Consider the following 23,181-nt stretch of genomic DNA (forward strand, 5'->3'; position numbering starts at 1 on the left):
TCAGCGTGGTCTCCACGGCAGCCGGGGCGCCCCGCCCTCCCTGCCCCGCGTGGCATGCACCTCACAGGAGAACCGAACATGCTCAGTACTTCCGCACTCAGCTTCCGTGGTCTGGCGATGGCCCTGGCATTGATTGCCGGCGTGGCCGTGGTCAGCGATGCCAGCGCGATGTCGAGGAAGGACAAGCGCACCCTGGTCGGTGCCGTGGTCGGTGGCGTGGCCGGCAACCTGCTGTCCAATGGCGACCCGGCCGCAACCGTCGGCGGTGCCGTGGCCGGCGGCGCGATCGGCAACCTGACCACTTCTGACCGCCACGACCGGCGTTACTACGACAACCGCTACGACCGCCGCTACGACCGTGGCTATTACCGTAGCGGCTACTACGACCGGGGTGACGACCGTCGCTGGCAGCGCGAGCGCTACTACGACAACCGCTACTATCACGACCGGGGCCGTCACCGCGGCTGGTAAGCACGCCCTGCGCTACGGCGGCTGATCGCCTGACGACGGGCGGGTCCATGACCCGCCCGTTTGCGTTGCCGGCGGGCATCGCGTTGAATGCGCAGCCTTGGATGTGACTTCCCCCATGGGCTGCGGCATGACTTCTTCTTCCCACCGCGTGCAGGGCCTCAACAACGACGAGGTTGCCGCCGACTGGCCACCGATCAACGCCGCTGACATCGCATGGCTGAGCGCCCGTTACCCGCAGCTGGGCGAACGCAGCGTGCCGCGCTGGCACAGCCCACGCCCACTGTCGGCCGCCGCCATCGTTGACGGACCGCTTGGCCCGGTGTTCATCAAGCGCCACCACCACAGCGTGCGCAGCGCGTCCTGCCTGGAAGAAGAGCACCGCTTCATCGCCCATCTCGCCGCCGGTGGCGTGCCGGTGGTGCAGGTGCTGGCCTCGGCCGATGGCCAGACGGCCGTCGAGCACGGTCAATGGACGTATGAACTGCACGCCGTGGGTGTCGGCGAGGACCTGTACCGCGATGCGGTGTCGTGGTCGCTGCTGACCGACGTCGCACAGGCCCGTGAAGCCGGTCGCGCGCTCGCGCAGCTGCACCGCGCTGCGGCCAGCTACTACGCACCCCAGCGCAGCACCCATCTGCTGGTCGCACGTGACGATCTGATCCGCGCCGACGATCCGATCGCAGCGATCAAGGCCGACCTGCCTGCACGCCCGGGGCTGGCCCGCTATCTCGCGCGCATCCCGTGGGAAGCGCAGCTGCGCCGCGATGTATTGCCCTGGCATGCGGGCCTGGCCGAACGCCTGCGCGACGAACCCGCGTTGTGGGCGCACAACGACTGGCATGTCTCCAACCTGCTGTGGCGCGACGGCCAGGTCAGCACCGTGCTGGATTTCGGCCTGGCCTCACCCACCAGCGCACTGTTCGACCTTGCCACCGCCATCGAGCGCAACGCCGTGGCGTGGCTGGAACTGGAACGCGGCAGGGAGGCGGTGCGCATCGATATCGCACTGGCATTGCTCGAGGGCTATCGGCAGGTGCTGCCGCTGTCGGCCATGCGCGTGCAGCTGCTGGCTGACCTGCTGCCGATGGTCCATTTCGACTTCGCACTGTCCGAAGTGGAGTATTTCGAAGGCGTCACCGGCTCCACCGCGAATGCCGACGTGGCCTGGCAGCCCTTCATGCTGGGGCATCCGGCGTGGTTCCACAGCGCGCCTGGGCAGGCACTGCTGGAGGCGCTGCACGCCGCCGCGTGACCCGGTTGACGGACCGCCGGGGACGCATCATTGGGGTCAGAGCCCTTCCCTGCGGAAAGGGATCCGACCCCGGGCGGCGCTCGCAAATCCATACCATTTGTAGTGAAATGGTCATCTGAAGCGGGGGTGCCTGGATCTGCCAGGCTGAGAGAGTCCCTTGGAACCTGATCCGGTTTGCACCGGCGTAGGGAGCTTTGAGCCGCAGCCACACCCCCGTTCCGGGCCGGTGCACCTGCGCGCCGTCGCTTCGTCTCCCTTGTTGTCCGAAGACGAATCGAATGAACCGCTGCCTGCGCCCCACCCTGCTCGCCCTCGCCCTCTGTGCCGCGCTGCCGCTGCATGCCAGCCAGGCCGATGCCTCCCCCGGTGCGGCTGCCACCGGCGCCGAACGCTCGCCGACCGAACTGGCGGCGGTGCGCGTGCAGGCCGGCAAGCCGAAAACCGATACCTCGCGTGTCAACGCCTTCGGGGGCGGCAGCTGGAAAGACACGCCGGCCTCGGTGAACGTGCTCGAACGCGATTACCTCGACCGTCGCCAGGTGCGCACGCTGTCCGAGCTGGCCAGCAACGATGCCTCGCTGGGCGATGCGTATGCGCCGGTGGGCTACTACCAGAACATCGCCATCCGCGGCTTCGCGCTGGACGCGGCCACCGGCTACCGCTTCAACGGCCTGTCCATCGCCGGCGAGCAGCGCCTGGCACTGGAGAACGTGCAGTCGGTGGAGATCCTCAAGGGCGAAGCCGGGCTTGCTGCCGGTGTGATGGCGCCGGGCGGCATCATCAACTACATCGGCAAGCGTCCGGCCGAAGTGCGCACCGCCACGCTCGGCACCGATTCGGAAGGCTCGCGCTACGTCGCCGTCGATGTCGGCCACTGGATCACCCAGCGCTTCGGCCTGCGCCTGAACGCCGCCTGGGATTCCAGCAACTCCTATGTCGAGCACGCCGATGGCCGCCGCAACTTCTACTCGCTGGCCGCCGACTGGCTGATCGGCGAACGCGGCAAGCTGGAAGTGGATGCCAACTACCAGACCAGTTCGCAGCGCTCGGTCTCGGGCTACCAGCTGCTGGGCGCACGCGAACTGCCGCGTGGCGTCGACCGCGAGCACCTGCTGGGCTACCAGCCGTGGCAGCGGCCGGTGGATATCGCCAGCACCAACATCACCGCCCTGCACACCTACGATTTCAATGACGCCTGGCAGTCGCGCGTCTCGGTTGGCCACAGCCGCTCGGTGATCGATGACAACGTCGCCTTCGCCTACGGCTGCTACTACGCCGTGCAATGCGCCGATGGCAGCGTGCCAGGCAACTACTTCGCACCCAACGGCGACTACGACATCTACGACTACCGCAGCCCGGACGACACCCGACGCAACCAGCAGGCGCGCGCCGAACTGCGCGGCCGCTTCGACACCGGCAGTGTCGGCCACCAGCTGACTATTGGCGCCGACTACTTCCGCCGCACCGTGGACAAGCGCCCCAGCGTCAACGAGTACGTCGGTACCAGCAACATCCACGAAGCGCCGGTGCCGGTGTTTGAACCGTCGCCGAAGATGCCGGGCCCCTCCGCACGGCGCCTGGACAGCCGCCAGACCGCCTTCTTCGCGCTGGACCGGATGAGCCTCGGCGATGACTGGCAGTGGCTGGCCGGCGGCCGCTTCGTGCGCCTGGACGAGCGTGCGTATGACAAGCGCGGAAACCCGCAGCGCCACAGCCGCCTGTCGCGCTTCCTGCCGCAGACCGCGCTGGTGTGGAAGGCCACTGACCAGCTCAACGCCTACGCCAGCTACGTGCGCGGCATTTCGCTGGGCCAGGAAGCGCCGTTCTGGACCAGCAACGCCGATACCTTCCTGCCGTCGGTGCAGTCGCGGCAGCTGGAAGTGGGCGTGAAGTACGTGCCGGTCGAAGCACTGACCCTGGGGGCGGCGCTGTTCCGCATTTCGCAGCCCTACCAGTACGCCCAGCCCGACAACAGCGACGTCGGCTACACCTTCGTCGAGCAAGGCACCCAGACCCACACCGGCCTGGAGCTGACCGCCAATGGCCAGCTGACCGACGCACTGCAGATCGTGGCCAGTGCCAGCGTGCTGCAGGCGCGTGCACGCGATACCGACACACCGGCCTATGAAGGCCATCAGCTGGTGAATGTGCCGAAGGTGCGCGCCAGCGTGCATGTGGCCTACGCGCTGCCGTTCGCGCAGGGCCTGGATGTCACCGGCGGCTGGCGCTACGCCGGTGCCAACGTCGCGCGTGCCGATGGCGGCGTGCGCGCACCGGACTATTCGGTGTTCGATGCCGGCCTGCGCTTCCAGCATCACCTGCACGAACGCGCGGTGACCTGGAACCTGTCAGTGGACAACGTGTTCAACCGCTTCTACTGGCGCGATACCGGCAGCAGCGGCGGTGACTACTACCTGTTCCCCGGCGCACCGCGGCAGGCGCGCCTGTCGGTGACCTTCGCGCTGTGAGCGGCGCCGCGCTCGAGTGGACCGCCGCGCTGTGCAGCGTGCTGGGCGTCTGGCTGATGGCCCGGCGCCGGCTGTCGGCGTGGCCGGTCGGCCTGCTGTCGGTGACGCTGTACGGGCTGGTGTTCGCCGAAGCCAAGCTGTACTCGGACACGCTGTTGCAGGTGATTTTCGGCGGCTTCCTGGTCTATGGCTGGATCAACTGGCGCCAGCATGCGGCCGACGAAGGCAGCATCCGCATCGTGCCACTGGCGCGCGGCAAACTGCTGCGCGACCTGGCCATCGGCGTGAGTGGCGGCCTGGCGCTGGGGGCGGTCATGCACAGCTTCACCGACGCCGCGCTGCCCTGGCTGGACGCCCTGCTGACCGGGCTGAGCCTGGTCGGGCAGTGGTGGCAGGCGCGCCGGCACGCCGCCTGCTGGTGGGTGTGGATCGCGGTGGACGTGGTGTATGTGGGTGCCTATCTGTTCAAGTCACTGCACGTGACCGCCGCGCTGTACGTGTTCTTCCTTGGCCTGGCCGTGTTCGGCCTGCGCGCGTGGCAGGCGGCGGCACGCGCACCGCAGGCAGCAACCCGGTAGATCCACGCCGTGCGTGGATGGGGTTTACCGGTAGTTGCCAACCTTGGTTGGCGTGCGTGCCGACCAAGGTCGGCATCTACCCAGCACATCCACGCGTGGCGTGGATCTACCGGGTAAGCACCAAGCCCAGGCGCAGCGGCTGGCGCATGTCCGCCGGTGGCGCCGGCAACGGGCTGGCCTGCAGCGTCGCGCGCAGATCGGCATCCACCTGGGCATCACCCAGGCTGTCGAATGCCAGCTTCGAAATGCGCCCATCGGCGGTGATCCACAGGCTTACCGGCAGCGGTGCCGGCATGTCCGGGTGCGCCTGCAGCCACGCCAGCACACGCTGCGCCTGCGGGTCCTGTTCCTGCTGCAGGCGCTGCTGCAGCTGCCCACCTACGGCAGCGGCATAGGCCATCCAGTGCGCAGGTGCCTCCTGCGCGGACACGCTGCCGCTGCCCAGTGCCAGCGCACCGAACAAAGCAGCCAGCGGCCGCCACCAGCGGCGTGCGCCGTTCCTGTGTCCTGCTGCAGCCATCGCCGGCCTCCTCCACTCGCATCCAGCGCGTCATGGTCGGCGCGGTAGATGACAGGCAGATGGCGGCAAGCTCGACGCTACGGCGACAAACAGGGCGATCACTCGCCCAGGTCGGCCAGCACCTTGCGCGCCGGCGCGAAGAAGGTTCCGCCGGTCACGGCAGTGGAGAAGTCGAGGATGCGGTCGTGCAGCGGTGCCGGATGGCCGATGAACATCCGCTCCAGCATCGTCTCGATCACCCACAGGCGGCGCGTATAGCCGATGAAGTAGGTGCCGTACTCACCGCGGCCCGGATTGGCGAACGGCATGTTGTCGCGCAGGATCTCGTGCTCGCCGTCGGCGTCTTCGATGGTGCACAGCGTCTTGTGCGACTTCTGCGCATCGGCCGGCGCGTCGTCCAGCTCGATGTTGTCGTGCTTGGTGCGGCCGATGATCGCTTCCTGTGCCTCGGTCTTCTGTGCGCGCCAGGCATCGAGGTTGTGCAGGTACTTCTGCACCACCACGTAGCTGCCGCCGGCATGGTCCGGATCCTCATCGCCGACGATCGTCGCCTCCGGCAGCGACAGCCCTTCCGGATTGGCGGTGCCATCGACGAAGTCGAGCAGGTCACGGCCATCGAAGTAGCGGAAACCGGCCACGTCATCCACCGCCTCCACCGCATCGCCGAAGGCCATCAGCAGGTTGCGCTCGAACGCCACGACCAGGTCCATGGTGCGCGCCCGGATGTGGTACAGCAGGTCGCCCGGGGTGGACACCGCGGTGTGGGTGGCGCCCTTGATCTCCCGGAACGGGTGCAGTTCGCGCGGCGGCGTGGTGCCCACCAGCGGCTGCCACACGCGATGACCAATGGCCACGTTGCAGGTGAAGGTGCGCTCGATCTCGCGGATGGCGGTGTTCTTGATCAGGTCATCGGTGCTGGCCAGCACCTCGCGCGCCTTCGCGATCGAGGCATCGTCATCCTTCACCTTCAGCACCAGGAACGCGGCCGAGTGGGTCAGCGGCGCAGTGATCTGCTGCGGCTCGTTGTCGAGCGTGTGGTTGAGGGCGGTGATCGGTGCGGGCTGGGAGTTCACGGCAGTTCCTGCTGGCTTGAGGCGGGCGCATCGCGTGGCGATGTGCGGGCGATCATAGCCGAACCACCTGCGCGCGGCCGGAGCGGTTCTCGTTCCGCTGCCAGCAGCGCCGCACTACGCCCGGGTCAACTGGAACTGCTGCGGGCCTGTCCAGGCGATGCGCAGGTACGCGCCTTCCAGCAGGTCGCGTTCGCGCAGCCAGGCGAACACCTCGGCCGGGCACCACTCGCGTCCCGCCGAGAAGGCCACACCCAGATCACGCAACGCGACGAACATGCGGGCCTTGGCAGCATCGTCTGCGACACAGGCATGCAGGATCGGCGGCACGCCCTGAAAACCAAGCGCACCCAGCGCCGGCTGCGCGGTGGCATCCACGAGCACCACCTGCACGGTGTTGCCATCGGCCTGCTGCACGTAAGCGCAAAGGGAGGTCTGCATGCGGAATCCGCTGTCCGGTGGGCTCACGGTATGCCCGCGCATGACCGATGCCTCAGGGGTCCCGGAGAAAGTGAAGCCCGGCGCAAGGCCGGGCTTCGGTTGGCGTATGGGAGAGAGAGAGAGTCACACGCCAGCACAACACGCACTAACGACAGGCGTTTGTTACCAGGTGAAGCGCGGGCCCACGAACCACTCGCGGTCGCCGGCCTTGGCCAGCTTCACTTCGCCACTCAGGCCCCAGTTCTGGTTGAACTTGGCGGTGGCGCCGACACGGCCGTAGAACTCGCCGTCCGGGTTGATGCCGTGCTTCTTGCTGAAATCTTCGTAGCCGGCCAGCACATAGCCTTCCACGTACGGGTTGAACGCGGTGCGCACGCCCACTTCAGTGGAGTAGCCGTTGAAGTCCAAGCCACGCTTTTCGTCGTACTTCTGGTACGCAACACGGGCCACCAGGTCGGTGTTGGGTGCGATGCCGTAGTTGTAGCCGACACCCAGGCGCCACTGGTCGACGTCATTCTTGAACTTGTCGGTCTCCTGGGCGCTGTAGTCGCCGAAGACGTGGAAGTTCGGGTGCACCGCCACCGAACCCTTCACCTTCCAGCCGTCGGCGTCGCCGCCCTTGGCATCGGTGTTCACGTAGCCGCCTTCAACGTAGTTGTACGACAGGCCGTCGGTTGCCGATGCAGCGAACGGCAGAGCAGCCAGAAGACCCAGGGCGAGCAGCGAATTCTTGTTCATCGGGACACACCTTTAATTATTTTGGTTTCGCCGACCGCCTCCCGGGAGGGGGAGAGAGAGGAGGCGGTCGACAGGTGTGAATTATCCGTTAGGGGGTCTAATCGACCCTGAATATTGAACTGACTGGTATATAAATAAGGCTGGCGTTCAGGGAACTCTGTGCGGCGTAGTAGCCATGCCCCCATAGTTCGTGTCGATTGCACAAACTATGGGAGCAATCACCTACACAGACTATGGGGACAAATGCGAGCCTGGATCAGGGTCCGCGAACACTGGTCCCCGGCTCGCCACACTGGGCGAGGCTGACTAGCGACGTCTAACAGTCCCGTACCCAGCGTACGAGATCGCCGATCGGATGGGTCGAGTGCCCTGACCTTCTGGGCCTCAAGGTGAGGCAAAGACCGGTTCTAAAAGGGGCTACCTTGGCGTCCGCGAGATCCAGATCTACGCGTACCTCTTGATCGCTCGAATGCCCTTCCTCTTCTTCTTGTTATCGTCGTAGAACTGGCTGAGGACCCCCATGTCCTTCAGGACGCCAAGGACCGGTCGAACAAACGGATCGTCGGGAAGTAGTGGCCTACCGGCGCCGCTCGCTGCAAGCTCACTGTAGACACCTTGCAGGCTATGGAGAATTGGTAGCAGCCTCTCAAGCTCAATCGTGGCCAGGTGCGGCCCCAGAAGTTCGAAGACCACCGCCGGAGAGACTCTCGGTACGCGCGCATATCGTTCGATGGCATTCAGAGGAATGCTCAAACCAGCCTCGATTGCCCCCTTCAGCAGTTGCTGAATTCCCGCATCGTTTGCAGAGGGTGCATAGGCCTCGATCTGCTCTACAACCTTACTCTTCAGCTTTTTGCGAACCTGAGCGCTTTGCAGAAAATCAGCCAGATCGTTCCCGATGACCTTGGGCGACATGAACTCCCCAAAGCCTCGCGAACGTTGGATGTAATGTGCTCGGGTTGCCCAGTCCATACCCTCCAAGGCGAGGTAGGCCTCCTTTGTGTCTTCGATCAGCTTCGCCCTCAGGGCAAGCCCGAACAGCCCACCACTCTCAACCACGAGATCGCTTACCGGCAGTGGTGCCTCCAGGCCCAGCATGGTCGCCAGTTCCACGCGCCGCTCCGCAGTAAGGACGTCATTCGCGGCCAGTATCACCTTGGCAACTCTCTGCCTGTCCTCAAGTTCCACCTCCTCAACCCCAGCAATTGATGAGGTCTTCAGCAGAGTGACGGCCAAGGACGCGTCGATAGCCTCAAACTCATCCAAGTATGCAATCAGGTTGAACAGCGATACCTTGAATCTCATGTTCTGCGCCAGTAGCGGCCAAAGGTGCGAGGTCACATCACCGAGATCTTCAATGATGCAGTCAGGAGAAGCACGTGAGATGAGGACACCGATTGTCTCTAGGTCCGCGTCTGCGGACTCTGCCACTTGCGACAAGATCTGCAGATAGTTGGAGCTGACATCGATGCTGAAGTCCGAAGGCGAGATTGCATCGAGGTACTGACGCAGATGGCCGATCATGTGATCGTAGGCAAAATCGCTCATTGAACGAATGGCGTCTAGGGCAACAGACCCACCATCCATGATGGAGGCCATGTTCTCACGCGTGATCTCATAGAGGCCCCGAGTAAGCAGGTTGCTCCGCAGCGCTGGCGCCAGGCTGCCTAGATGAGATGCGCTGAGTTCGCAGCGCAGGAAAATAGAGCCTATTCCCTTCGCGGAGCGGTCATCCAGCTCCTCGCTAGCAAGCGAAGGGATAGCCGCATAGTTCGCCCTAAAGTAAGCGATGAACGCAGCATCAAGTGAGTATCTAAACCTACCGCTCATGCTCTCCAGTGCTACGCCAATAAGCTGCAACCGGGCGCTTTCCTCGACGTCAACCTCACTGGAGAGGTAGATCAGAATCCCATCATAGATGGGAGTTAGAAGCCTGATAACTGCATCCTTCTTGGAACTTCCAGCCAGTATCGCCTGGAGATAGCGCCGTTGGTCGCCCCCCATCTTCGTGAGCGAAGCTATCTGAAGTGAGAGGATGTCTGTGTGCCCCGGGTTGCGTTCTCCGGCGTTCAGCAGACGCTCCAAGACGCTGACGTTGTAGAGGCCCGCCTCTCCAAAGTCCGCCACGGCGCACTCACCGATAACCTCATCTGCCTCATCTGGCTCGAGATGGAAGTGCTCATCCATCGTGTTGCGCTGTACATGATGAATAAGGAAGTTCATCGCTGCGGCGCCAACACGATCGCCAGGAAAGACGGAGGTGTAAAGGTTGAAGTTTCGATTGATATACCCGGCGCGGACAAGATGATAGGCCAAGCCAGTCTTCAACACTTTCTGTGCCAGGGCATCCAATGACATCGAGTGATCCGAATGCGGGGCAACCCAATCCTCTCGACTAAGGAGCTGGGACATGTCCGCCGCACGGAGTTCGACTAGATCTGAATGGATCTGAGTACGCCGCGCGACCTCAGCATCAGCGTCCAGTTGACTCCATTGCTCTGGTTTCCAGCGATCACCGAGCAATCGCACAATGTCACTCTTCTTCAGCGACAGTATCTGAGTGCGGTTGTAGTGATCGGTTCTGACGCTAAACGTGATGACACTCTCCATAGAGGCGTCCTGAAAACTCTGCCAGAAGTCAACGCCCTTGTACGCCGCAATTGAGTACGAGACTCCCGAGAGCTCGAATGGCCCCTCGGTGACGTGATGGGAGGCAGCGCGCATCAGCATCTGACCGATGCCTAGCAATGCCTCACCCAGTTCTTCGCTTCGCGCCTGCAGCCCGTTTGCCAATGACTCCCGTCGGTGAGTGGCTGATAGCTCCTTTTCCAAGCGATCAATGTTGAAGGCCACGATCTTGCGACCATGGTTGTAGAGAAGGTCAAGCTTGCTCTCGCCAAGACGAATGGCTTCGAAATCGCTTAGATGTGTGCTCTTGTACAACATCAGAGCGAACAGCTCAGTCTCCGATAGCTTCAGGCGGCTAGCCGGCCTCAGGATCTGATGCCGGAAGACCAGAAACTCGTTGCGCACATTCTTTAGTAGACGCATTTCGGGTACGTGCCTGCTGGCAAGGTCAATCAACCTCGGTTCAATGCTGTGCTCGATCTCCTTCAGCAAACGCGTCGTGAGATCTCGCGCATTCTGATGCGTGATGAAGGGGACAACCGGAATCACTAGGTCAAAGAACTTAGTCCGGTTGGCTCGAACTGTCTCGGCGAGTGCGGTGTCATCAGCTGCCAGTAGATCACTCTCAAGGCGCCGACCCTGCTGCTGCAGGCCAAGTTGATCGAAGATACTGTCCTTGATCGCATAGATGAACTTGATCTCACTTTCGATCTGTGGCGAAACGTTCAGAAGAGTGTTAAGAGATCTGAGCGTTTCAAATATGTGCGCATCATTGAATCTGTCGATATCCTCGAACACAACAATGTTCCGCTTGGACACCTCAAAGAAATAGACGATTTCATCCAGGTACTGGTCGAAGTACGATACCGACCGATCATCCAACGTGACCGTCGCCGCCCCCGCAGAGAGCTCCTTGATCCGAAGCCGGCCGTGGAAAAGCTTCCTCAGAGTCAGCGCTGTACCCATGAAGATCGGGGCCAGCACCAAGTAGATGCCATTGCCCATTACCGTCCCGAAAGGAAGAACCTTAGCGATCTGATCCGCCCAGCCGATTAGTAGGAATGCTACAACCGCGATCAGTGCAAAGATCAATGCGATCAGCAGCTCTCGGGACCAGTTGAAGCGCTCGATACGCTGGAAGCGGGAGCCCGGCGTGTTTCTTGGCTCTTCACGGTAGAGGAGCTGCTTGACGATCTCCTGCTGGATCCGATTGGTCGGCGTTATCGCCTGTGGGGGTAGCGTCCCTTGATCTGCAACAGTCTCGAACGGAGCTAACGTTGAGAGAGAGAGTTCGAGCACTTTCCCCTCATTGCGACGCACTAGCTCTTTAAGAATGCTACTTTTGCCAACACCATAAGTCCCTGATAGGGCGATGTTACGGATCTGGGGGGCGGCCAGGGCATCCGTGAGCGCGTCTACGTAGGGCGTGTGATCCGACTTTGAGAACTCTGGCGTCAGCGGCGTTAGCTTGGGCATTCCATCGCTGCTTGACGTGCCATCCGTTACTTCCTCGTCGTGAGAAGCAGTGCCGAACGGGGGGCTGGCGGCAGCGCTTGATCGAGTGGTATCGAAGTGGGATTGCTTCATGGACATCCTGTCGGAGCAGATGTGTATGGGTGAGGTATCGCTTGGCGATAGGGCTGCAGCGCCATCACGTCAGCCAATGCATGCTACCAACATGGGGGCGCCTTTTCAGGCGCGCTGGGACGGCTTCATTGAGTCCCTGATCATGACGGCAAACGAGCTAAATCATTGAACTCCAAGCGCCCCTCGGCGGGCGGCTTGCCGTCCCCAGTTGGATTCCAGAAGGCGCAGAGCGTGCTCAAGGATCCAGGAGAGCTTCAAATCGTTGGCTTCGATCCGGCTAACGCCGGAATTCGCCCGTCCCTCATCTCTCACCTCTGCGGTACCACGGTGGACTGAAGGTCAGTCGTGGATAGACAATGCTTGTGGGGCGCAAGAGGCCAGCTTCTGGCCGGACGCTGGCCTCCCAGCCTTAGTACCAGTGTCAGCAGGTTTGCACGCCGCTCTCAACCTGAGCGAACGCACGCAGCGACCCTTCTAAGTGCTGCGTACCGGGCTGACTCGTTTGGCATGAGGCTGTGCGTTAAGTTGCCGGGACCGCGTGCTTGGATCGCATACTTCAAACAGCTCGTTATGCCACGCCATTGCCGTCAGATCCATGCCCTTAGGTGGCGGGAGCCCGCCTATGTGGAGTTCGTTATCCCAGATGATTCCTATCTCCCTCGCGGGACCTTTTCGGTATATGGCTGCCAACTGAGGTGCGCCGCCGGTTTGTGGATCTTTCCCGCTTCTCAGCGCGTCGCAAAATGATGAGAAAACACTGCGGCTAGTTCGACCTGATACATACTGCCGCACCCATTTCCCAAGCTCGCCAAGCGCTACGCCCTTCCCAGATCCATATGCGCAGACAATACCTGAATGCGCATTTGGTATCGGATGGTTACGGATGCTCCACAGTCCCTTTTCGTACTCATATGCAGTAACGGAAAACTGCAGCTCCATGCCTTCGCCAAACCGGCGAGCAAGAACAAATGTTGTGCCCTCTAGCGATCCGAGCGGAAAGTCGTCAGACAGCTCGTACAGGCGATCTTCAAGATGAGCGTCATTGAGCGCGTCATCACCTAACCCGACTAATAGGTTCTGCCCGAAGATAACGTCGCCCGCGAACGCCAGGATTGCTGCATCGCCCGATCGAACCGAAAGCTTTCTCCCGCTGTCCCATTTGGCTATTGACGACCAGGAAAATCGACTGTCGGTTGCAACATAGAGTGACGATGGAGCCCTTGAATCAAGGCCACACCAGCATATCAGGGTGGTCACGTAGCCTACCTGTGTCAATTAAGATAGAGTTGTCAGGCAACTCCCCGGCCCTCCACCATCTTAGCAATGTTCGTCTGAGGGGGGCAGCTCGAGGAGCAGCCTCTGGGCACATCGACAGATGTGCCCAGAGGAAGGCGGGGTTCGCCAGTATATTGCGAATTCGGCCTGCACTGCCGGCCGCATAGTTCCCGATGGCGTGGATCCTTGCGCCCCGCCTGACGCTCGCTGCTCTGCGCTCTTAGCTCAACGTCTGCTCCTGGCCGGAAGCGGACGCCTTGCCCGGCGGCTTCCGGAAGGCATCTGTCTTAGGGAAGCGCTGTCTCCAGCAGTCCACCGGAGAGATAGATGCTCGACACTGCCTCGGAATCTCTGGACGCCACGGCTGACTTCGCGCTCTATGCGTTCTCGCTCTTGGCGGAGAAAAGCTCTGTAGCCCAAGCTATGAATGCTTGGACGATGGGCGATCCATAACGGTGGTGCGGGTACAGGATCGAAACCGGCACCGAGGGCGGACGCCACCGCTTGAGCACCTCAACCAGGCTGCCATCCTGCAACTGCTTCTCGACCAGTACGCTTTGCAACTGTGCCAGGCCGTATCCCTTCATGCACAGCTTGATGTACAGCTCGGTCTCATTGACGGCAACCGAGCCCTCCACAGGTACCAATTGTCTCTTCCCATCAACTGAGAAAAGCAGGCTGCCACCGCCCCTCGAACCAGAGGAAAAATGGTGGACTGCGCGGTGCCCGGCGAGGTCTTCAAGTGATCGCGGGACGCCATACACCTCCAGATAGCTTGGCGCGGCGCAGGTGATCCAGCGGAAGTTCCCCAGCGGCCGGGCTACGAGGCTGGAGTCTTCCAGCGGCCCGGTCCGGATCACGCAGTCCACACCCTCCTGGACGAGGTCGACCGGCCGGTCGCCCACGCCGATCATCAGATGGACCCCGGGATACTGGCGGCGAAAGCTGTCCAGGTTTGGGAGGAGTATCGAGTGCGCGAGGCCGCCTGGCATATCTATCCTCAACCGCCCCCGCAGGTCCTGTGGCGACGACCTCAGGCCGGTTTCCGCCTGTTCGATCTGGTTGAGGATCTCGCGGCACTGCAGGTAGTAGCGCTCGCCTTCCGAAGTGGGGCTGACGCTGCGCGTGGTCCGATTGAGCAGGCGGACGCGCAGGTGCTTCTCCAAGCCCTTGATCAAGCCCGTGACGGTGGAGGGGGGGATGGAGAGGGCCTCGGCGGCACGCACAAAGCTCTTCGCTTCCACCACCCGCACGTACGCCTGCATCGCCAGAATCCGGTCCATTTCGCTTCCACCCTACGCTTGACGGTTAGCTCTATTCCAATTATGCGCGTTTTACGAATAATAAAAACGAAGAGCATGGCTTTTTCGCAGGGTCAGCGGGGCATAGAGTTCACCCCAGTCCTGAAATCGAGCTTGCCCAATGAGCACCCTCCCGCGAGACATTCTTCAGCAACCGACAACCGAAGCGGCCGAAAGGACGCTCATCCGCGGCGCAACCATCATCAGCATGGACCAGGCTGTGGGCAACCTCGTGAAGGGCGACATCCTTGTCACGGGGCGCACCATCACTGCCGTTGGCGAGAACCTGAGCGCCGAGGACGCGCTCGTCATTGATGCCAAGGACACGATCGCCATCCCGGGCATGGTGGACTCTCACCGTCACGCCTGGGAGGGTCAGCTGCGTCGGATCAACTCAAACGCCGAGACGCTGGAGCACTACTCCAACGCCACGCATTTCTCGTTCGCCAAGCATTACCGGCCGCAGGACATGTATGTCGGCACCTTGCTGTCGGCGCTAGGCGCAATTGATGCAGGCATCACTACGGTCATCGACAACTCCCACAACAGCCGCACAGCCGCGCACTCCGATGCGTCGGTTGAAGCCCTGCTTGATGCCGGTATCCGTGCGCTGCACGCATCAGGCGCTCCCGTGTCCGGCACTTGGGACCGCGCGCACTGGCCGGGAAACCTTGCCCGCTTGCAGGAAAAGTACTTCAAGGACCCGGCCAACGACCTGGTCACACTGGCGACCATGGCCAACATCGAGCCGGAGCTCTGGGCCGAAGCGCGCCGCCTGGGCATCCCGATCGTCACTGAGTTCTTCGGTGAACAGATGGGCGCCCAGCTGCCTCAGTTGCATGCGCAAGGGCTGCTGGGTCCGGATAACATCTTCAACCACTGCACCTGCCTGAAGGACGAGGGTTGGGAGATCCTTCGCGATGCCGGTGTGCACATCAATGTCTGCCCGCGCTCCGACGCCCACTATGGCATCGAAGATGGCATGTTCGCCTGGGATGCGGCGATCCGGCACGGCCTGCGCCCCGGCTTCAGCGTCGACAACGAGACGTCCTACAGCGGCGACATGTTCATGGAAATGCGCGTGGCCTATTACCTGGAGCGCGTGCTGCGCGTCAATGCACGCCCCCCACGTAGCGCCGGCACCCCGCAGGATCCGCTCAATTCCCACCGCCTGCTTGAGGCCGCCACGCTTGATGGCGCGGCCTGCGCAGGGCTGCAGGACAGGATTGGCAGCCTGACGCCGGGCAAGCAGGCCGACATCGTGCTGTTCCGCACCGGCGACATCAACCTGTATCCGTCCAACAATGCATTCGGAACGGTCGTGCATGCAGCGGAGCGCAGCAACATCGACACAGTGATGGTCGGCGGCCGGGTGCTGAAGCGGGGCGGCGAAATGTGCGGTCTGGACATGGACAAGTTGCGCGCTGCGGTGGACGAATCCTGCGCGCACCTGTTCTCGGCAGCCGGCTACACGCCGGACGTGTTCGGCACTTCCTTCCCGGTTCTATCCAATCACTGAGAGTGAACATGAACAGCTTCGGTGCCTGGGCCTTTCCGTTGGCAATGGTTGCGGGAATGGCCGTCACATTGCAGACCACGTTCAATGGTCAGTTGGCAAAGGGCCTGGGCGGTGATCCTGTTGCAGCCGCCATCTTCTCCTTCATGGTCGGGTTGTTGTCGCTCACCCTCGTCGGTCTTGTCCGGGGCAACACCCTCGGTCTGCTTGCAGGCATCCCGGCGCAGCCGGCCTGGGTGTTGCTGGGGGGCGTGATGGGCGCATTCGCTTTGCTCAGCAACGTCATCCTGGTGCCGCGTATCGGCATGGCCGCCTTGGTGGGGCTGGTCATCGCCGGGCAGCTGCTGTCTTCATTGGCTATCGACCACTTCGCATTGATGGGCTCTGCCCATCGTCCCGTCTCCCTCATCAAGCTTGCAGGCGCGCTGGTCATGTTGGCCGGACTTGCAATCTCGCTGTTTGGAGATCGCTGGTCGCGGCTGTTGGTCTGAGGTATCTACCGCACGCGGATCCACCAATGGCTGGCATGGCTATCAGCACTCACTCGTGGCAGCTGCGCGTAATCAGGTGCTCTGTGATCATCGCGTCGTGGACCTTGGCGGGCTGCGCGCCTCAGGTGACCGTGCAGGAGTATGGCGCGCCTGAGTACACCCGCATGCAGGACGCTGAGCGAACTGCGGTGACGAGGGGCCTGTCGCTGGTTGCAGATGCCGTTCCGAAACGGTAGTGGCGTTGAATGCGTATCCGCCGCGCAACGCTGGAAAGGATGAAAGGGCCACCAACATGAACAACGTCCAGGGTTGCCAGCTGACGTTTCTCACTCAGCAGACACGAAGGTTCAACGGCGAGCGTCTTACCGACTGGCTGCTTTCACAGATTCACGCGGTCACGCCAGGAAAGCTGGACCTGCTCTGCATCAAAATTCCAGTCAAGTTCGGAACGCTTCAGAAGTGGACCACTCGGTCCTAGCTTTCAAGCCCCCTGCACACGAGGGCCGATCCCTCAGTTCCATCGGTATTACACCCTAAGGAAAATGATATGCAAAAGTTGAAAGACAAAGTCGCTGTTGTCACCGGGGCCTCGAAGGGTATTGGCGCAGCTATCGCCAAACAACTGGCTGCGGCAGGTGCCAAAGTGGTTGTCAACTATGTGAGCAGCCGCGATGGCGCAGAGAAGGTGGTGAATGAAATTGTCGACGCGGGAGGTCAAGCAATTGCACTTCCGGCAAACGTTGCATTGGAGTTTGAGGTCGATGCCCTGTTTGATGAAGTGAAGGCGAAGTTCGGCTGCGTTGACATACTTGTAAACAATGCCGGCGTGTATAGCTTCTCTGCTCTTGAAGAAGTCACTGCTGACTCCTATCGGCGGATGTATGACATCAATGTACTGGGCGTCCTGCAGGCGACGCGATCAGCCCTCCCACTGTTCCCTGAGGCGGGAGGGGCAATCATCAACATCAGCTCCACCGCGAGCGTCACATCCCCGGCTATGGCCTCCGTCTACGCCAGTTCAAAAAGCGCGGTAGATGGCATTACCAGATCCTTGGCCAAGGAGCTGGGCAGCAGGAACATCCGCGTGAACGCCATCAACCCCAGTCTCATCATGACCGAAGGTGTTGATGCGTTGGGCGATCCGGACCTTGAGAAGCAATTGATCGCCATGACGCCTCTGGGACGTGCGGGGCAGCCCGACGATGTTGCTTTGCCGGCAGTCTTTCTGGCCTCGGAGGACGCCAGGTTCATCACGGGCGTAACGCTCCTTGTGTCCGGCGGCGCGGGGACGTAGTCCCTGCCTGCTAAGATCGGCTCATCCGGCTTTCCTTGGCAGCACAAAATAACCAACTGCTCTGATCGTCACTGCCGGTCAGAGCATTCCTCCTAGGTGAGCCCATGTGAATATCAGAGCATTCGTTGTCTGCTGCTTCCAGCAGGTGGATGATGAGCAGGCATGCGGATTTGAGAGATTCTTCAACGGTAGCCGGAAGTCTGCTTCTGGCCGGAAGCGGACATTGCCGATGCACCAGTCACCCAATTCAGTTTTAATCTTCCCTCCAGGGCTCGCGGCTTGCTCAGGAGTGGTAGCAAGGGCATAGTTGTTTCGCCACGTCGGAAACTTGGGACTTCGTAGTGACCACTCCATCGGAACAGAATCGGCTTTGGTCTGCGGCAACGCAATCGGCAATGGAGGCGAAGTTGGGCCGGAAGCTCACCAGCATGGAAAGCGACAAGATCTGGAATACAGGATCATTTCATGGGCTTGAGATGATCGATATGGCGATTCATTACTCGCAGTCTATTGATGCTCTTGAAGCGTACCTCGCTGCGTTGCCGGAATGCGATCCTTTGCCCGAGCGTTATACAAGACGCTTTTGATCGGCAGACTCCTGCCCGTGATCTGGACTCAGCTCCTGCCGGAACTGCAGAGGAGGTATTTCGAACCCCTACTCCTGTTCTGCCTCGGAATCAGCATATGAAAGACGACTACAAGGACCTGATGAGAAAGGCCGGTGCGGCCTAACAGTTCATTCAAGCCGCAGCCGCTTCTCGGCTCGGCATAATTCAGCCGTTGAGCCTTTGGAGCCCATATGTCCCTAGCGAATGGTGTTCAGCAGTACGTGAAGGCATACGACAAGGCGGTAGAGATGTTCAATGTCTACCCTGACGCCGAAGCGCCAGAGCTTCTTGCACTCCAAAAGAGTCTCAGCGATGAGTGCCTGAAGCTCCTAGACGTGACGGGGCTGGACTGGAATCAATGCGGAAATCTCGGCAGGCATTTGAAGTTCCTTAAGTACTACCTGGACCAGAATGACAAAGATGCGTGCCAAGGCGACATCCGGGACATCGTGTTCTGGGACCTGCCAACCGCACTTCGGAACCTCGCGGAGGTCATTGACGAGTATCAGCACTATGATCAGAAGCTAAAAGATGGCGTGGTTCCTCTGATCAATGGCGCGCATTATGACTCGGCAATGCGCAAGATATTCGTCATTCTCACGGACAGACTCCGTCGCGCATTCGGCGTCGCAGAGGAAATTGACGGCGACGAGCTTGTCAATCTCGTATTTGGCAGGGGTGGGAAAATTCCAGTGGCGCTTGACGAGCCGAAAAAGCAGGCAATGCGAAACTTGATCAGCGGATTCTACGGCGTCTACCGCAACCGGATAGCTCACAACGATGTTGAACCCGGCCTGGCTCAGACCAGAGCCATTTTGGAAATGGCTAACACGATCATTCTAGACATTGAGGCTATCGCTACCGCGTCGGTAAAGCTGGCGTAGGAATCTATCAAGTCGAGCCCCCTCGTGGGTCGGGGTAACTCAAACGTCGACGGTCGCTTTTGGCCGAAAGCGGCCTCCAAATTACCCTAAGGAGGCCGCGGTTCGTTTAGATACTTTCCGCCTCAGGCCTCAGTCTGCTCCGCCAGCTCCAACGCGTCTTCAACCTCAATTCCCAAGTACCTCACTGTGCTCTCAAGTTTGGTGTGGCCCAGGAGGATTTGAACAGCGCGCAGGTTCTTGGTACGCCGGTATATCAATGATGCCTTGGTCCGTCGCATGCTGTGGGTACCGTAGCTGTTACGGTCGAGTCCAATAGCCGTAACCCATGAGCCCACAATGCGTGCGTACTGCCGGGTGGAAAGGTGACCATCCCTCAGTCCTGGGAACAAATAGGATGCCGAACCTAGCTGAGCTCGTCGGACCCATTCGGCGAGCGCGGCTCTCGTTAACTCCGTCAGCTCAAATTGAACTGGTCTTCCCGTCTTGCGCTGCAGAACGATCGCCCTCTTGGCGATGGCCGAACCATGCGATACGTCTCGAAGCCGTAGGCTGACCAGATCGCAGCCTCTTAGCTTCGAGTCGATTCCCAAGTTGAACAGCGCCAGATCACGAGTGCGGCCTGCAACTTGTAGGCGCACTCTGATCGACCAAATGTCGCTAAGCCTGAGCGGTGCCTTTTGACCGACCAACTTTCCTTTGTTCCACGGCGTGAAATGAGATGACATAGGATGCTCCAGTGATGGAGCATCCAGCGTGCCTTCTCCTTGCGGCATCAGCTCAAGCTGGCCGGGATCAAAAAGCGGACATCGCTACCGCAGCGACCAGGAGGATCTCTCGGGATTGGGGGGATGGCAGTTTCGGAGCCGAAGTGCGCCAGATGCGTGCAGCATTACGCACCCGATCACTACCCAGCCCCTGACGGACTTCCATGGCTTCTTTGCCAGGATGCGTTGCAGAGCCTTCACCTCCCCGACGTTGGCATCAGCTCCCGCACCTGCATCCACGCAATGAACTGACCGAACCAGAGATCGCTGGTCACGCCCTTCGGGTGAAGGTCAAAGCCGTGCCCTCCACGTTCGTACAGATGCAGCTCCGCTGGTACGCCAGAACCCCGCCATGCGCTGTAGAGCAGAATGGGATCGTTGGGCTGATAGTCGTCGTCAGCAGCGCCGGCAATGAATGCCGGTGACGCATCTGCAGGCACGGGTGTGCGCAGACCGCCGTAGATGAGCCCTACGAAGTCCGGACGTGTCGCCTTGGGGCCGATGGCAAGATCTGCAGCCAGGTAAGCGCCGCTCGAGAAACCGATCATGCCCACCCGGTCTGGAATGACGCCCCACTCACCAGCACGCTGCCGCACGATGGTCATGGCGCGCGCGCCGTCCTCGACGGCTTTTGGCTCTCCGGCAAACGGCGGCATCTCAACGGGCGAGCCCGTCCGGGCGCGTGACATCACCTGCTCCATCTCTTCCATGTGCACCGCGGGAATGCGCATCGGTCCATCGCCGCTGCGCACTGTGCGGTGTTTCAGCACAAAGGCAGTGATGCCACGCTCGGCCAGAGCGCGGGCCACATCCGTGCCGCCGCGAACATAGCCAAGGGCAACAAAGCCTCCCCCGGGAACAACGATGACCGCTGTTCCATTCTGCTTGCCGGGCGCGGGCCGGTACATCTCCAGGGTTGGCTCACTCACGTCGTAGATCAGTGTCTCGCCGGTATCCAACGTGTCGTGCAGCTCCTGCACACCCAGCGGCTGCGTCGCGCCAGCCGGATACAGCGAAATGACCACGCCACCGGTTGACGCTGCTGGTGATGCGATAGCAGAAGAAGCACAGACAACGGCCGACAGCAAGGCGGCGACAGCGGGCCACCGCTTAATGGGGCTTTCCATCAGAGGTCCATTCTGAGCGTGACGAATGCCGAGCGGGGCTGGTTGGGTGCTACGACGGCGTAGCCCATGTACGAGTATGGATCCCACGCCTTACGGCCGGTGAGATTGACCAGCGAGAGACCGAGCGTGAACCGTCCGAAGTCGTAGGACGCCTGGGCGTCGAACACGGCGTAGCCGGGAGCCGCAAGGGTGTTGGGAAGCGTCAGCTCTCTGGCGCTGACGGCGGTGACCCCCGCGCCGAAGGCCAGTCCCTTTGCCGGTCCCTCGAGCAGTCGATAGCGCGCCGCAAGGCGCCCGCTGTTGTCCGGAACGCGGGCCACGCGATCTCCAGGGGAGGCGCCTTCATCCCGCGTCCTGGTGTGCGCGTAGTTGGCCAGCAGGGAGAAGGCCGGCGTGGGCTCCCATACCATGTCCATTTCCACCCCGCGTGCCCGTTGGCGGCCACTTTGGATGTAGTAACCCACGTTGTCCGGGTCCGATACCGCCACATCCTCGCGCTTCTGCCGTAATACCGCGACGGTGCCGGAAAGTCCACGCCCAGGCAGTGACAGCTTCAAGCCCCCTTCCATGTTGGTGGACGTTTCAGGCTCCGGCGCTGCAAGACCGATGAAGCCGAATGGTGCACGGAAGGCGGTCGCGTAGCCCGCAAACAGGGCGATGCCGGGAGCGAGATCGTACGTTGCCCCGAAGTGGGGAGACACATGGCTGAAGGTCTTGTCGTTGGCCACACCGATATTGCTGTTTTCGACGAACTTCAGCGATGTCCAGCGCAGGGCGCCGGTCAGATGCAGTCGGCCATAGGTGGCCTGGTCCTGGATGTAGCCGGCAATGGTCGTGAAGCGATCATCGGTATAGGAGTTGACCGGCAACTGCGCCGTATAGCGAAGCATGTAACGAGGATCTGCGAGGTTGATCACGCCGGAAGGACTATCACTGATGAACAGGCCCATGCCGCTGTAGAAGCTTGTCCAGTCGTAGTTGATGCCGCCCAGCAGGGTGTGCTCGCCGCCCAGGATGTCTGCCTTGACCGAGAGGTTGGCATCCAGCGTGGCTTCCTTGGTGCGGTTTACCATCGTGATCGGGAAGACGTCGTACTCGGGTGCAACCGTGTCCGTGGGCGCCAGGCCGGGGAAGACGAAGCTGCCACTCTCATCGACCTTGCCGCGGAAGTAGCGCGCTGTCACAGTCAGATCCACGCGGTCAGAGAATGCGTGGCGCAGGGTGGCGGTGCCCATCCTGCTGTCGTTGCTGGTCAACGGCTGGCCCTCAGGCGAGCCGGGGAAGGCGTTCCGGTCCAGCATGCCGGCCAGAGCCGCATCAGCGGGCAGGCCGGAATACTCCAGAGCGCGACGCCGGTTGAACTGGCCTTGCAGCAGCAACTCGGTGGCGTCGCTCAGCTGCATGAGCAGGCTGGGTTGCAACGACCAGCGTTCGCCATGAACCTCATCGATCCAGCTATCGTTCTTCTGGTACTCCGCACTGATCCGCGCTGCGACAGTAGAAGACAGCGGAACGTTGATATCCGCGTAGGGGTTCCAGGTGGAGAAGCTGCCCCCGCGCAATGCGACGTAGCCGCTGGACGCCGATGGGTCCGGGCGTTCGCTTTCAATGTTGATGACGCCGCCGAGCGGCGTGCCGAGACCACCGCCATAGAGCGTCGCACTGGGCCCCTTCAGCACGCTGATGCTGGAAATACCCACCATGCCGGTGGGGTCGTAGGCCTGCTGGTTGCCTGCAAACAGCGGAAAGCCGTCCAGATAGACCTCGGCGGGGAACCCACGCACGATAGGCGGAATGAACAGGTTCTCGTCCGAGCGCGTGGGCGTAACGCCGGAAACGTTGACCAGTGCATCACCCAGTGTGCGCCGGTCCTGCTCGCGCAGCAGGGTGCTGGTGATGACCTGCACCGACTGGGGAACTTCGGTGATGGGCGTATCGGTGCGGGTGGCGGCGGACGTGGTCGAGGCGGCGTAGGTGCCGCGCGTGGCGGTCACCTCCACCGGCTTCAACGTCCAGCTGGGCGCTTCATTGGACGCACGCGACGCGGGAGGCACCGCATCTTCTACGGCGAAGGCCGACGGCGCCGCGCAGGCCAGTGCCATGACGATGGCGGTGCTGATGAGGGTTCCAGGGGTCATGTCAGCTTTAGAGTTTTAGCTGTGGTGCAA

At 61.5% G+C, this 23,181-nt stretch carries 20 protein-coding genes and 1 riboswitch; of the genes, 10 read left to right on the top strand and 10 right to left on the bottom strand.

The features are described 5' to 3' along the window. The first annotated feature begins 78 nt into the window (after window positions 1-78). The 4 genes from AC5YGJ_RS12430 (at window position 79) to pnuC (ending at window position 4,769) form a co-directional block, all read left to right on the top strand. Window positions 79-471, top strand: coding sequence for a glycine zipper 2TM domain-containing protein (locus tag AC5YGJ_RS12430; protein ID WP_249842268.1), 393 nt, complete (start codon window positions 79-81; stop codon window positions 469-471). 127 nt (window positions 472-598) lie between these two features. Continuing rightward, the gene (locus AC5YGJ_RS12435; RefSeq protein ID WP_496186698.1) at window positions 599-1,723 is read left to right on the top strand and encodes a phosphotransferase enzyme family protein; all 1,125 of its coding nucleotides are present in this window, start codon (window positions 599-601) and stop codon (window positions 1,721-1,723) included. A 112-nt stretch (window positions 1,724-1,835) separates the two neighbouring features. Further along, window positions 1,836-1,931: riboswitch (TPP riboswitch) on the top strand. 70 nt (window positions 1,932-2,001) lie between these two features. Beyond that, window positions 2,002-4,191, top strand: coding sequence for a TonB-dependent siderophore receptor (locus AC5YGJ_RS12440; protein WP_496186699.1), 2,190 nt, complete (start codon window positions 2,002-2,004; stop codon window positions 4,189-4,191). Continuing rightward, window positions 4,188-4,769, top strand: coding sequence for a nicotinamide riboside transporter PnuC (gene pnuC, locus AC5YGJ_RS12445; protein WP_309336366.1), 582 nt, complete (start codon window positions 4,188-4,190; stop codon window positions 4,767-4,769). Before AC5YGJ_RS12440 ends, pnuC begins: the two co-directional genes overlap by 4 nt. Window positions 4,770-4,875: 106 nt before the next feature. Here the strand turns inward: pnuC and AC5YGJ_RS12450 are convergent, their stop codons facing one another. The 5 genes from AC5YGJ_RS12450 to AC5YGJ_RS12470 form a co-directional block, all read right to left on the bottom strand. Then, window positions 4,876-5,289: an energy transducer TonB gene (locus AC5YGJ_RS12450; RefSeq protein WP_279920564.1), complete on the bottom strand. Its 414-nt coding sequence runs from the start codon at window positions 5,287-5,289 to the stop codon at window positions 4,876-4,878. Window positions 5,290-5,387: 98 nt separating this feature from the next. Then, complete coding sequence (locus AC5YGJ_RS12455; protein ID WP_496186700.1) at window positions 5,388-6,362, bottom strand: Dyp-type peroxidase; 975 nt, start codon at window positions 6,360-6,362, stop codon at window positions 5,388-5,390. Between the two features lie 114 nt (window positions 6,363-6,476). Then, window positions 6,477-6,800 (bottom strand): hypothetical protein, encoded by a 324-nt coding sequence (locus AC5YGJ_RS12460; RefSeq protein WP_496186701.1) that lies wholly within the window; start codon window positions 6,798-6,800, stop codon window positions 6,477-6,479. A 162-nt stretch (window positions 6,801-6,962) separates the two neighbouring features. Next, window positions 6,963-7,538: an OmpO family porin gene (locus tag AC5YGJ_RS12465; protein ID WP_057496450.1), complete on the bottom strand. Its 576-nt coding sequence runs from the start codon at window positions 7,536-7,538 to the stop codon at window positions 6,963-6,965. Between the two features lie 444 nt (window positions 7,539-7,982). After that, window positions 7,983-11,753 carry a YobI family P-loop NTPase gene (locus tag AC5YGJ_RS12470; protein ID WP_496186702.1) on the bottom strand — a complete coding sequence of 1,257 codons (3,771 nt, stop codon included), beginning with the start codon at window positions 11,751-11,753 and terminating at the stop codon, window positions 7,983-7,985. Here AC5YGJ_RS12470 and AC5YGJ_RS12475 point away from each other — a divergent pair. Continuing rightward, window positions 11,752-11,922 (top strand): hypothetical protein, encoded by a 171-nt coding sequence (locus AC5YGJ_RS12475; RefSeq protein WP_496186703.1) that lies wholly within the window; start codon window positions 11,752-11,754, stop codon window positions 11,920-11,922. The two genes, AC5YGJ_RS12470 and AC5YGJ_RS12475, sit on opposite strands and share 2 nt — an antisense overlap. Before the next feature lie 305 nt (window positions 11,923-12,227). Here the strand turns inward: AC5YGJ_RS12475 and AC5YGJ_RS12480 are convergent, their stop codons facing one another. After that, complete coding sequence (locus AC5YGJ_RS12480; protein ID WP_496186704.1) at window positions 12,228-13,010, bottom strand: hypothetical protein; 783 nt, start codon at window positions 13,008-13,010, stop codon at window positions 12,228-12,230. A 395-nt stretch (window positions 13,011-13,405) separates the two neighbouring features. Continuing rightward, window positions 13,406-14,311: a LysR family transcriptional regulator gene (locus AC5YGJ_RS12485; RefSeq protein WP_496186705.1), complete on the bottom strand. Its 906-nt coding sequence runs from the start codon at window positions 14,309-14,311 to the stop codon at window positions 13,406-13,408. 139 nt (window positions 14,312-14,450) lie between these two features. On the opposite strand from AC5YGJ_RS12485, the gene AC5YGJ_RS12490 reads away from it, so the two are divergent. The 5 genes from AC5YGJ_RS12490 (at window position 14,451) to AC5YGJ_RS12510 (ending at window position 19,122) form a co-directional block, all read left to right on the top strand. Next, a complete protein-coding gene (locus tag AC5YGJ_RS12490; protein ID WP_496186706.1) occupies window positions 14,451-15,848 on the top strand; it encodes an amidohydrolase family protein in 1,398 nt (465 codons plus the stop codon). 8 nt (window positions 15,849-15,856) lie between these two features. Beyond that, entirely contained in the window at window positions 15,857-16,336 is a 480-nt protein-coding gene (locus AC5YGJ_RS12495) for a DMT family transporter (protein WP_115875139.1), read from the top strand. A gap of 547 nt (window positions 16,337-16,883) precedes the next feature. Then, complete coding sequence (locus AC5YGJ_RS12500; RefSeq protein ID WP_496186707.1) at window positions 16,884-17,630, top strand: SDR family NAD(P)-dependent oxidoreductase; 747 nt, start codon at window positions 16,884-16,886, stop codon at window positions 17,628-17,630. Window positions 17,631-18,058: 428 nt separating this feature from the next. After that, complete coding sequence (locus AC5YGJ_RS12505) at window positions 18,059-18,217, top strand: hypothetical protein (RefSeq protein WP_208081717.1); 159 nt, start codon at window positions 18,059-18,061, stop codon at window positions 18,215-18,217. 212 nt (window positions 18,218-18,429) lie between these two features. Beyond that, a complete protein-coding gene (locus AC5YGJ_RS12510; protein WP_495221348.1) occupies window positions 18,430-19,122 on the top strand; it encodes a TIGR02391 family protein in 693 nt (230 codons plus the stop codon). A 122-nt stretch (window positions 19,123-19,244) separates the two neighbouring features. Here the strand turns inward: AC5YGJ_RS12510 and AC5YGJ_RS12515 are convergent, their stop codons facing one another. The 3 genes from AC5YGJ_RS12515 to AC5YGJ_RS12525 all read right to left on the bottom strand — a co-directional run bounded on the left by AC5YGJ_RS12515 (window position 19,245) and on the right by AC5YGJ_RS12525 (window position 23,151). Continuing rightward, window positions 19,245-19,847, bottom strand: a complete 603-nt coding sequence (locus AC5YGJ_RS12515; protein ID WP_496186708.1) for a tyrosine-type recombinase/integrase — start codon at window positions 19,845-19,847, stop codon at window positions 19,245-19,247. 236 nt (window positions 19,848-20,083) lie between these two features. Continuing rightward, window positions 20,084-21,013: an alpha/beta hydrolase gene (locus AC5YGJ_RS12520; RefSeq protein ID WP_496186709.1), complete on the bottom strand. Its 930-nt coding sequence runs from the start codon at window positions 21,011-21,013 to the stop codon at window positions 20,084-20,086. Then, the gene (locus AC5YGJ_RS12525; RefSeq protein ID WP_496186710.1) at window positions 21,013-23,151 is read right to left on the bottom strand and encodes a TonB-dependent siderophore receptor; all 2,139 of its coding nucleotides are present in this window, start codon (window positions 23,149-23,151) and stop codon (window positions 21,013-21,015) included. The genes AC5YGJ_RS12520 and AC5YGJ_RS12525 overlap by 1 nt, the downstream gene beginning before the upstream one ends. Window positions 23,152-23,181: the final 30 nt, after the last annotated feature.

The sequence above is a fragment of the Stenotrophomonas sp. CS3K5 genome, assembly GCF_059515225.1.